This window comes from Candidatus Wallbacteria bacterium, from assembly GCA_028687545.1.
In the GTDB taxonomy this organism is placed as follows: Bacteria; Muiribacteriota; JAQTZZ01; order JAQTZZ01; family JAQTZZ01; genus JAQTZZ01.
This window is the reverse complement of sequence record JAQTZZ010000080.1, coordinates 1-11664: the sequence shown is the minus strand read 5'-3', so window position 1 is coordinate 11664 and position 11664 is coordinate 1. Positions and strand designations below refer to the sequence as shown.

The 11664-nt window shown below is 47.9% G+C and carries 10 protein-coding genes; 8 read left to right on the top strand and 2 right to left on the bottom strand.

The features are described 5' to 3' along the window. The 3 genes from PHW04_18365 to PHW04_18355 form a co-directional block, all read left to right on the top strand. The coding region (locus tag PHW04_18365) for an extracellular solute-binding protein (protein MDD2717856.1) at positions 1–678 on the top strand (678 nt) is incomplete at its 5' end. After that, positions 675–1640, top strand: coding sequence for a bifunctional oligoribonuclease/PAP phosphatase NrnA (locus PHW04_18360; GenBank protein MDD2717855.1), 966 nt, complete (start codon positions 675–677; stop codon positions 1638–1640). The genes PHW04_18365 and PHW04_18360, both read left to right, overlap by 4 nt. Before the next feature lie 10 nt (positions 1641–1650). Beyond that, on the top strand, positions 1651–2541 hold the full coding sequence (locus PHW04_18355; protein MDD2717854.1) for a zinc ribbon domain-containing protein: 891 nt from the start codon (positions 1651–1653) through the stop codon (positions 2539–2541). Positions 2542–2631: 90 nt separating this feature from the next. Here PHW04_18355 and PHW04_18350 read toward each other — a convergent pair whose 3' ends face one another. Further along, complete coding sequence (locus tag PHW04_18350; GenBank protein MDD2717853.1) at positions 2632–3738, bottom strand: hypothetical protein; 1107 nt, start codon at positions 3736–3738, stop codon at positions 2632–2634. Between the two features lie 130 nt (positions 3739–3868). On the opposite strand from PHW04_18350, the gene PHW04_18345 reads away from it, so the two are divergent. Then, positions 3869–5017: an SPASM domain-containing protein gene (locus PHW04_18345; GenBank protein MDD2717852.1), complete on the top strand. Its 1149-nt coding sequence runs from the start codon at positions 3869–3871 to the stop codon at positions 5015–5017. 25 nt (positions 5018–5042) lie between these two features. Here the strand turns inward: PHW04_18345 and PHW04_18340 are convergent, their stop codons facing one another. Further along, a complete protein-coding gene (locus PHW04_18340) occupies positions 5043–6080 on the bottom strand; it encodes a hypothetical protein (protein MDD2717851.1) in 1038 nt (345 codons plus the stop codon). A 233-nt stretch (positions 6081–6313) separates the two neighbouring features. On the opposite strand from PHW04_18340, the gene PHW04_18335 reads away from it, so the two are divergent. The 4 genes from PHW04_18335 to PHW04_18320 all read left to right on the top strand — a co-directional run. Continuing rightward, positions 6314–7591, top strand: coding sequence for an SPASM domain-containing protein (locus PHW04_18335; protein ID MDD2717850.1), 1278 nt, complete (start codon positions 6314–6316; stop codon positions 7589–7591). After that, positions 7588–8571 carry a hypothetical protein gene (locus tag PHW04_18330; GenBank protein ID MDD2717849.1) on the top strand — a complete coding sequence of 328 codons (984 nt, stop codon included), beginning with the start codon at positions 7588–7590 and terminating at the stop codon, positions 8569–8571. The genes PHW04_18335 and PHW04_18330 overlap by 4 nt, the downstream gene beginning before the upstream one ends. A gap of 246 nt (positions 8572–8817) precedes the next feature. Next, the gene (locus tag PHW04_18325; GenBank protein ID MDD2717848.1) at positions 8818–11052 is read left to right on the top strand and encodes an adenylate/guanylate cyclase domain-containing protein; all 2235 of its coding nucleotides are present in this window, start codon (positions 8818–8820) and stop codon (positions 11050–11052) included. A 50-nt stretch (positions 11053–11102) separates the two neighbouring features. Next, the coding region (locus tag PHW04_18320) for a DHH family phosphoesterase (GenBank protein ID MDD2717847.1) at positions 11103–11664 on the top strand (562 nt) is incomplete at its 3' end.

Below are 11664 nucleotides of genomic sequence, written 5' to 3'. Positions count from 1 at the left end.
GGCATCACCACTTCGAGCTGGATTTTTGACTGCATGATTCTGCAGGCAGGCGGGAAGCTGATTTCCGATGACGGAAAGAAAGCTCTTTTCAACAGCAATGAAGCTCGTGAATCCCTGGATTACCTGATCAAGACCTTGAAGGAAGTAGCTTACAAGACACAGGGTTTCGACAACCAGAACGACTTTATCGCCGGAAAAAACGGCATAGTGGTGGGTTCCTGCGTTTCCAAGGCCTTCATGGAAAAGGACATTAAATTTAACTACGGGATAGCTCCGCTTCCTGGTTTCAGGAAGAATGGCGTGATTGTATCGGGCACAAATGTCGTGATTTTCAAAAAGGATCCTGAAAAGGAAGCAGCAGCCTGGAAATTTCTCAAGTGGTTCACTGAACCGGCTCAGACCGCTTTCTGGTCCCTTAAAACCTCTTATGTGCCTGTGCGCCGCTCAGCTCTTGAAACTCCGTTGATGAGAGACGCCTTTGCCGGAGATCCCAGGCTCAAAGCACCGATCTCTCAGCTTGAATATTCTGACTATGAGCCCAGGATGCCCGAATGGTACAACGGAAGGCAGATCCTGGAGCAGACTCTTGACAAAGCTCTGACGGAAAAAGGCGACAGCATGACATATCTCAATGAAGCGAACGAGAAAATAAATCTGGAGCTTAACCCTGGTAAATGATAAACACTGAATTGCGAACTGCCCTGGCTGAGTCCAAAAGGACTCTGATCGTGACCCATCTGCGGCCCGATGGAGACGCATTTGGCAGCGTGGTGGGCCTGCTTGAACTTCTTACCTGCGCTTACCCCACCATGGAATGCCAGGCCTTGATTGAGGGAACGCTCTGGGAAAAGCTGAAAAAAACGATAACAGACAGGAATTTCCATTTCGATCCGGCAGAAATCAGCGGCGAGTTTGATCTCATGGTTGCACTTGACTGCGGAAATTTTGAACGGCTTGTGCTGCCTGGGCAGGCTACCTGGAAGCGAAGCGTGAATATTGATCATCATCCCACTAACACTGGATACGGGGATTTAAACATCTTCTATCCGGATTATTCCTCGACCGCAGAAATGATTTACTGGCTGTTCAAAGACCTGATAACTGCCAGGACCGCTTATTATCTCCTGATCGGCATCTGCTCGGATACGGGATTTTTCAGGAATGATAATGTCGGTGCCAGGACGCTGCGGGCAGTGTCTGAAATCCTGGAGCTGGGAGCTGATCTGACTGCCGTCAACCGGTTGGTGGAGTGTTCCAAAACTGCCGCTCATCTCCAGTTGCTGAGCCTGGGTCTGTCACGCCTGAAAAACGCCGGCAACGGTATTTATTACCTGGATTTTCCATTTGAAGAATGGAAAAAGATCACTCCCCACATCACAGATATCTGGGCCAGCGGGGTATTTTACCAGGTGAAAAACCTGGAAGACTGCGAGTATGGGATCTATTTCATGGAGGCGTCCCCTGGCGAAGTGCTGGTGGAATTCCGCACTAAAAATGCAGACTGCAGCCTGACAGCCACAAAATTCGGCGGAGGCGGACATACCAAAGCCTCAGGATGTTCGATGAAAACCAGCCTGGTGGAGGCCGTGGAACTGATTGTCGCCCATGTCCGTAAAAGTCTTGCCGAGTCTCCTGCATAAAGGATAAAACATGTCCACTGAAATTTCCGATTTTGAAGTCAACAACCTGCTGCGCCGGGAAATGGTCACCAGGAGGATGGATACCGGTAGGGTCAGATTCGGGTGCAACGGCGGTTCTGTCACGATCGCGGGAGTCCTGCATTTTACCGGCGCAGACATATCTCCCCAGGAAGTACCGAAATTTCTGTACCAGCTGGAACAGGCTGTAAAGGGTATCAGGGGCGTAAAAAACGTGAAAATGGATTTCGAAGGCTGGGAGAAAAATCAGGCCGGCAAATGGCAGGCCAGCATTGCCAGCTGGAAAGATGCAGACAATAAAAAAAATGACGACAGTCCATCGATCTCCGCTCCTACAAATGTCTATGCCCCGCTCCAGGAGCCTTCGACACTGGACAGTGTTTCTCCGAAATCCTGCCCTCAATGCGGATTTTACCATCTGAAGGGTTACAATTTCTGCGAAAACTGCGGACTGCGAGTGAAAATAAAACCTGCCAAGACCACGATCAAAGTCTGCCCAAGCTGTAAATACCAGACCTTCAGCATGGCACTGACTTCATGTCCGAGCTGCGGGATAGAACTGGTCCACCGCGACCTTGATTACTTCATCATGCGTTGCGGGGGGTGCGGAAATATCAAGAATAAAATCACCAACTTCTGCCCTGAATGCGGGAAATCACTCGTGATCGAGGCAATTCCGGATGTATCAGATGCCCCGATCAAGCATGAGAAAGTCGTGACCCAGGACGATGTCCGGGAAATGATCAAGAAATCGGAAGAGACAGTCGTGGAAAAGCCGAAGTCTGAGACTGTTCCCCAGACCCTGAAAGACAGGATCAGGGATCTGCTGGATCAGGAGAAAGCCAAGAGCATTTCCAATAAAGGACCGGGCGGGCCAACCTGAGTCTGAAAGTACAGTCTATCCGACCATCAAGTAAATCAAAGCAGCCGGAGTAATGGCTGCATGTAAAAACTTAGTTGACAGTCCACTGGTTTACGGGCAAGGCAGCCAGTTTTCTTCGGAATTGTCGTTTGAAGGGACAGGTTCAGCCGGAGTAACCGGCATCACAGGGCAGGGCAGCCAGTTATCGTCCTGCGAGTCGCTTGGAGCAGGTGAGGGAGTAGGATTGTTGGCCGGCTCAGTGTTGGAGGGTGTGGCTGGAGCCGGGATATTGTTTGGATCATTGGACGGCGTGTTGTTGTCTGGCGCAGGAGCAGGAGTATTGTTCGGATCATTGGACGGTGTATTATCGGCTGGTGTTGGAGCCGGGTTGTCGTCAGGCACAGGTGTGACATCCACGCCCAGCTTTTTTTTCAGTTCAGCAGCTTCTTCCGGTTTAAGTTGTTTTGAGCTCAGTGCAGTCTCGATCTTCTTAAGTATGGTCTGTTTGATTCCCTCTTTATAACTGGCAGGCAGGTTGTCAGGCAGCTTGTTGAAATTCTCCACCATTCTCAAAAAAGTGGGATACATCTGAGAATGTGCAACATATCCATCCCCAGCTCCCAGGGTCTTCTTCAGGCTGTCCGCTTCGGCCTGAGTGAGGTTGCCAAGCTGCACGGCCCGTTCGATTGACTGGACTATGCTCTGCCTGACCGTTTCCTTGTAGCTCGCGGGCAGGCTGTCAGGAAGTTTATTGAAGTTTTCGATCATCCGCACAAAGGTAGGGTAAGCAATGGACTGAGGTGTATAATCTGTGCTGATCCCGAGTTTCCCTTTCAACTCAGTTCCTTCGTCCGCAGTCAGGTTGCCCATCTTGATGGCCCGTTCGATCGACTTGAGAATGCTGGTTCTGTACATTTCTTTCTGATAGTCAGGCATATTGGCAGTCATTTTATCGAATTTCTCGATCATCCGCACATAGGTGCCGTAAGCAACAGAGTGTCCGTCTTTCACCATGAACATCCGTCCCTGTGTATCTCTTGTGATTTCCGGGAGTCCATCAGGATCAATATTATCGTTTCCACCTGAGTCTTTGGAAAAATATTTTTCAACTGCAGAAAGATCAGTTGGCTGGACGGCATTCAAGACAACATCTTCCGCCCACAGGCTGCTCACGCCTAAAATAATTGCACTGAAAACGACTAGAATTGTGTTTTTCATGATTTCCCCCTCCTGCTTTCCTTAAATCCATTCTAATCAACTTGTGGATGGGTTCCAGTTACAATTTGCTGCACAGCGTTTACAAAGCCAGGCGTTCTCTGTAAAATAATTATAAAATGCAAGAGGCTCAATGAAGATTCCATCATTCCAGATCGGCATTACAGACCACTGCAACCTCAAATGCATCCATTGCGGCCAGAATGCCTGCGAGGGTTACGGGCACCCAGGTGGATTGGGACCGCTGCCGTTTCATCAGGGAAAAAAAGGATTCATGGATGAAGGGCTTTTCAGACGGATCATGGACGACATTGAGAAAAATGAAATCAACTTTGACGTCTTCAATTTTTTCTGGTTCGGTGAGCAGTTTCTGCATCCCCTTACCCTGAAATTCTTGAGACAGATATTTGATCAGTACCGAAGGAAGCCTTTTTTTCATAAATTCTTTCTGCATACTAACGGAACACTGTTTAATCAGGACTTCGGAAGCCTGATCCTGGATTTCTGCCGTGAATTTCCTGATCTCATGTTCAGGCTTTATTTTTCGCTGGACGCAGGTGGCAGGGAAGATTTTTTCAACATCAAGCGCAGCGACGATTATGAACTGGTGGAGAGAAACATTGTTGATTTTATTAAAAAGCGGCAGAATTTTGGCATTCAACCGCAGGTCGTGCTGGGGTTCATAGTTCTGCCTGAAAATCGTTCAGCTGCCGGGAATTTTCTTTCGCACTGGCAGCAGGTGTTCGCTGATCTGGGCAGGGAAGTCACTGTAACTGTAAATTCACCGCATGAGACTGCAGACTGCCTTTACCTCCGCGTAGCATATCTCCCTCTACAGGCAAAATTCGAGAGATTGTTCCAGGAAACTGCTGTGGAACTCGGACTGATGTCTCCAAAAGTTCTTCTTACAGAAGGCATCGAGCGTCAGACAGTGATGCAGTTGATCGACGGAAAAACACTGAAATCAGTGTCACCTGTGCGACCTGCCTGCCCGGCCCCATTCAGAACAGTTACAGTGAACTGGGATGGTCGCCTGGCTGCCTGCTGCTCTGACTATGAATTCGAGGTGAAACTGCCTTCACTCACTGAAATGAACCTGACCGATGCCTGGCTCTCGGCTGTTTACCAGGACCTGCGGTGCAGTCAGCTGAGCGGAGATTTATCGGCATACCCCCGCTGCGAACATTGCGGAAACATTGACGCGCTGCCTTTGAGCAAAGCTGAAATCGAGCTGGCAATACAGAACGGCATGCTGCAAGATCCAAAAAAGAAGGGGCCTTGAGGACCCCTTCTTGAATCAGATACAGTTATTTTATCTGCTGTTTCAATGATGCGATCTCTTTCTCTACCGATTTGTACGCCTGTTCGGCTGCAGCGGCTGAAGATACAGTGATCTCCCAGTTTTCGCCCTGCATGTCCAGATCCAGCATACGCCAGGCCTCATAAGCGGCATCTTTAGCGATCTTCACACTCTGCACTGCGGGGCTGAAATCATACTGGCCCGGATTCACCAAGGTCTGCGGCAGAATTTCAAGACCATAATTCACCTCGTCCACCAGGGAAACATTGCCATCCAGAAGCGGCAGCAGTCTCTGCTTGAGCCATTCCAGTTTTTCAAGAGAAACCGGCTTTTCGCTGAGCAGAGAGTCGATCCGCCTGCAACTGGAAGCAATGGAACTCAGATTGCGCTCAATTGCCTCGAGAATGCGGATGTGCCCGAGACTTCCCGGATTGTTCAGTGATTTTACGTTGCCACGGTTTTCCAGTCCCCAGACCAGCTGGCGCACCAGGCGTTCCATCTGATACTGGTAGGGAGAGATGCTGGCATTGAAATTGTTTTTCACGCTTTTGGCGTCCAGGGCGGTGAAGGAAGCAATGCAGGACTGGAAAGCATCCTGGCAAATCTTGCCGGTTGAGAGTATTGTGGCGATGTTGTAGCGGTCCTCGTAATAATGATGTCCATTTTCGTCATAAAAATCATAGACATAATCGCGGTAGGCAGTCTTGAGCACGTTGACCTGTTTGACTGTTTCGGCAAGTCCGGCCGTGATTTTCGCGGAAAGGGAATCAAAATCAGCCTTGACTGCAGTAAGTTTTTCCGCTGCTGGAAGTGCTCCTGGCTCGAACAGCCCAACCTTGTATCTGAATACATCGAAAAGGTCACGGTATGCCTTGTCGCAATCCGTGTTGGCCGTGTCCAGCAGTTTCACCACAATTCCGATGCTTCTGGCCTCTGTCTGGAACATGACCTCTGGCATATCATTCAGGCTTCCCGCAGCCTGGCTCGGAGCCTGGCTGATCGACAGCACAGCTGCGGCCAGCACTCCCATTACTTGCTTTCTCATTGCATACCTCCTATTTTTGAAGCTTTTTCCCGGATGATTTTCAGAGATCTGCCATCATCCGGTCTGATGATTTGATTGTATCCCTGATAACTGGGGATTCCAGTTACAATCTGCTGCATCGGAAGATAGAAGATGAAAAATATGAACTATACTTCGCTGTCATGATTGTAGGGATTTGTTATAATGTTTAAAATTGCATTACTAAATATCCTCTAAAGGGAAGAAATCCATTGATGAATTCCGACTACTTCCGCCTGATCCGTGAGCTGTACCCTTATCAGAAGCACACCCTGCAGCTGGAGCTGACCGACAGGTGCAATCTGGCCTGCCCGTCCTGCAATCAGGGCATGGGAAGCAGGGAAGTGCATGGAAAAGAGAGTGGATTTCTGCATCCCGGGCTGTTCCGCAAGATCATGGACGACTTAAAAAAATCCAGGATGCGCTTTTTCGAGATCCAGCTTTTCTGGTTCGGGGAACCTCTTTTACATCCTGATTTTGATCACATTTTTTCGCTGCTGCTGCTTTTAATGGAACAGGACTCGCTGTTCGCCCAGATCGATCTGCATACTAACGGGATGAAGCTGGACGGCAGAATCAGGGATCTGCTGCTTTTTTCAGATATCAAAATGCCGATGCTGACGATTTCTCTAGATTCCATAAAAAAGGAAAATTACAATCGCATCCGGGTCGGCGGAGAACTCGATAAAGTGCTTTCCAATATCCGGAAATTTGTGGAAACCCGCGAAACTCTAGGTCAGCTGCTGCCTGCTTTGCGGATTCAGTTCCTGCTGCAAGAGGCAAACAGGGAAGAGCTGCCTGCATTTATTGATTACTGGAAGGAGTATTTCCGGAACTGCTCGCGCAGTAACGCTGTTTTTCAGGCTGCCAAAGCGCATTTTGACAAGGAATCGTACAGAGCGAAATATCCGAAGCATGATTCGGGATGCTCCTTATGGCCTGCTGAGATATTCACTGTCAATCATCCAATTTATCCTCACGAAACCTGGAAACTGGACTTGTTGAAAGTTTCGAAAATATTTAAGGATACTGTCTGGATCAAGCGCCCCAATTTCAAACCAGAGTCCAGGCAGCTTGAAACAGACCGCCTGTTCGACGAAGTCAAGGCATCCTTTGGCTTGAAAAGCCATGAAGAAGACGGATTCCGCCTGGTGATTGAACGGGACAATCAGTTTCCACCTTTTTCGCTGGAATATTTCGGGACAAGACCTCCCTGCGCTGCGCCATTTTTCAAACCTGTAGTACGCTGGGACGGGACTCTCAATATGTGCTGCAATGATCCGCTCGGCGAACTGGCGCTTGGAAACCTGCACGAGCTGAGTTTCGACGAGCTCTGGTTTTCTCAGCAGGCCAAAGCAGTCCGGGAAGCAATGCTCGAGGGTAAATTCAATGATCTGAAAATCTGCAGAGACTGCCGGAACATGGATGGAATCACGATCACCAGGGAACAGGGGCTGGAATTCATGAAAAAATACCAAGGGAGCCGGGCATGAGAAAACATGCGTTTCTCATGGTGCTGATCTGCAGATTTTCGTATCTTCAGGCAGGTGATGTTTTCTGGGCTGCAGAACATGAGCTCTGCCAGAAAATCCTACAGCTGGATTCGATTGAGCAGAAACTCGACAATTTCTCACCGATCCTTGAAGAAAACAGAGATCTGTTCGAAGTGTTTTCCCGCTGCAGCGATCTTGAGAAAGCTTTGAACTGCCTGGGGCTGAATTATTTACGGTCGACTTCAGCGGAACTTCCACTGAACGCTCCTACCGGTACCCTGGAAGTCATGCGCGAAAAGCCTGAAATTGCGATCGACGGCGATTTAGACCCTGTGTATAAGAAAACCCAGGTGATTGTGATTGAAGGTGGTGAACTGAGGTTCATCAGATATGGGTATAGGCTCTGGGGATTTTTCAGGATCAATGCAGAAATGGAAAAACTGATGAGTACATATTACAGTTATGACAAAGCGATTGAGCGTTACAGGCTGTCTGTAAATGAAAACCCCCGCATCTGTGAATTCTATCTCTACAACCTGCGGAAATGCACTGTGGATCACTGGAAATTTACATTGACCGAGGGATTGAAGATTGTAAGGTATTATTTCAATGCCAAGCTTCCTTCTGAGGGAGGTTTTATCTACCTGGAAAAATATTCTCTGAATGGAGAAAGTAAAATACTGCCTGCCAGGACACTCTACTGCACCTATTTTTTCAGAAAATCTCCAGGATATTTTAGCGGAAACCAACTTCCTTCCTTTGAAACCTCAGGCATAGACTGGCAGAGCCAGTTGCTCATGAAATACAAGGGTCTGCTGATCGCTCCCTCCAGGACTGTGCCGTATGAACAGTTGAATGATCTGTCCGAATTCTCAGGTTTAGTCACCTGGCAGGGCGAATTCGGATTGAGGCTGGATCCGGATGAATACAGGCTGATATTACCGGGTACTCCGGGCAATGTTTTCACTATAAAATTTTGACAATATCAAATCACAGCATTATAATTTTTTGAAAATATGAATAGTTGATGACTGGAGCAGGGTCTAGATGTAAATCACTCTAAACAAGCAATTTTCCTGACCATTTCCGAATTAACCTAACTTGAAGTCTTTCCTGCAACCTACTGACTGTTCATAGAGCCTCTTGCAAAATGTTCGTATTTTGAAAATCAGAGCGGGACATTTTCCGGAGGCTGGATGCCGTCATTTTCAGCATTGGAGCAGTTAATGAAAGCCAAACTTCAGAAATTTTTATTGTTTCCCTTGATCATCTCAGTACTTCTGACCTATTTTTTATACCTGAATCCGATGTTTCCTAAACTGGCGCTGCTGTCATATGACCGCATGGTGCACTTCGATACTCCTGCAGCCGACCAGTTCCCGAGCAAGGCAGTCATAGTAGCCAGGGACGACAAAACTTACAGCTATCTTGCTGAGCACACCAAAGAAATTGGAGTTTTCAATCAGAACGACAGGTCCCTGTTCCGCTGGTGCTTTGCCAAAGTACTCGACAGACTGCAGCCCATGGAACCTGCAGCCATCGGTTTCGATTTCATTTTCCAGGATGAAACTGTCCCCCCGGAAGCTGACATGGAGTTTGAAAAGTCAATCCAGAAGATCCGCAACGTTTCAAGAGTGGTTCTGGCAACCAAAATGCTGGAAGAAAAAATGCCGGATAACTCCCTTAATTTTCAGATGGTGAAGCCATATAAGAGAATTTCAGATCTTGCTTACTCGTTCGGTGCGATCAATATGCCTTTTGATGACGATGGCACAGCTCGCTGTTCATACCTGTGGTTCAAGGGGAAAAAAGTGGAAGATCCAGTTGAGTATTATTCCTTTGCCTTGAGCCTTTTCCTGGCAGCTAATTATTCCAAACCGGAAAATGCGAAATTCGTGCTGGACAGATATCCGAACCTGATGAGAATTCCCATGGGATCTCTCTCGGATGAAGAAAACGGTCCTGGCAATTCGGCTGAAGTTTCAACCACTAAAAATGCACAGGGTAAAGAACCCGAATATCAGAATTTCAAAGTTAAGTATGTAGATTCCCGTTTCTGCAGCTTTGCAAAGATTAACCATACGTTCTGGGGTGGAACCGGTACCATACCGCAGATTCCCCTTTATTATTTCCTGGATGACAAGATCTGGGAAGAGAAGAAAAAGGAAATCGAAAATCTGGTAAGGGACAATGTAGTGATGGTCGGTCCGACTTCCCTTGAAGATCAGGATTTTGTAATCACTCCCTGGAAAGTGGAATCCAACAAGAGAATGACAGGAGTCGAACTGCATGCGAATATTTACAACAGCCTTTATTACAGATTGCAGATCTTTGAAATCAGCTCCCGGGTTCTGGGTCTGTCATTTTTCCTGATGATGTGTTTGAGCTATTTTGTGTTTTATTTTTTCAAACCTATCTCCAGCACTTTTTTCCTCGTAACCATCATACTGGTTTTAGTCCTGGGTTCTGCAATGGTGTTGCACAACGACAGATACTTTTTTGACTGCTTGACACCTTCCCTGGGACTGTGCATCAACTTTTTCTATGTACTGGGAATCAAGTATTTCACTGAACAGAAGGAAAAGCTGAAACTGAGGAAAGTGTTCGCCAACTATGTAGATACGAATGTCATTACTGAACTGATGAAGAACCCGGACAAGCTCAAGCTGGGCGGAGAAAAGAGGACGATCACGATCCTGTTTTCAGACGTGGCCGGATTCACAACCATTTCCGAGGCTCTGGGTCCGGAAGACCTGGTTTCCCTGCTCAACGAATATCTTGGAACAATGGCCGACATCGTGATTGAGAGCAACGGCCTGCTCGATAAATTCATCGGAGACGCAGTAATGGCTTTCTGGGGTGCGCCTGTGCCCATGGCCGACCATGCCAAGCGCACTTGTCAGGTAGCGCTGCGCATGCTCAAAAAACTCGGGGAACTGCAGAAGAAATGGGAAGAGCAGAAACTCCCTCGCATCGACATCCGCATCGGCATCAACACTGGTGAAGTGATCGTCGGCAACGTGGGTTCGAGCAAGCGCATGAATTACACGATTCTGGGCGACTCCGTGAATACCGCTGCCCGTCTGGAACCGGCCTGCAAACAATATGGAGTTCGTACCCTGATTTCCGACAACACCATGGAACTCGTGAAGGACGACTTTATTCTCAGAGAAGTTGATCTGGTACGCGTCAAAGGCAAGTTCAAACCTACCGGGATTTATGAACTGATCGCCGAAAAAAGTGAGGCAGCCAGCATGGACCTTAAATACCTCGATTGTTTTTCTGAAGCCTTAGCATTATACAAGCAGATGAAATGGGATGAGGCCATTGCCAAGTTCCACGAAGTATATGAAATGAAGCACGACAAGACCAGCAAGATCTATATTGATCGCTGCGAGGAATTCAAGAAGGATCCACCTTCAGCAGACTGGGACGGCGTGTACGTGATGACTACGAAATAATTTGTAAGGGCAAACGGCTGTTTGACCCAACAACTGACGGGTGTGTTGGAATGAAATGGGAAGTGCAGGCGCATAAACAGAATTTGGTCGGTGAGATTTGCAGGACTCTCAAGCTGCCTGAAGTGATCGCCAGAATTCTGGTCAACCGTGAAGTGAACAGTGTAGCTGAGGCACAGATGTTCCTTTACGGGGACTTGAAAATGCTGCATTCCCCGGAACTCCTGTCCGGTGTGGATTTGGCCGTGGAACGGATCAAGAAGGCTGTAGCAGGCAATGAAAAAATCATCATTTTTGGTGATTATGACGTGGACGGGATCACTTCCATCGCGTTGCTTTATAATTTTTTTCTGCAGATCGGCAAGCGGGTGGATTATTATATTCCCGAGCGCCAGTGCATGGGTTACGGCCTGAACATTGATTCAATCAAGAGATTGAAACAGACAGGGTATGACCTGATCATTACCGTGGACTGCGGGATCTCCAATGTCGAAGAAGTCAGGTTTGCCGAAGAACTGGGAATTGACGTGATCATTACAGATCATCACGAACCCCTCGACGTGCTTCCGCCGGCTGTGGCGGTGCTTAATCCGAAACGTCCTGACGAAAAATACC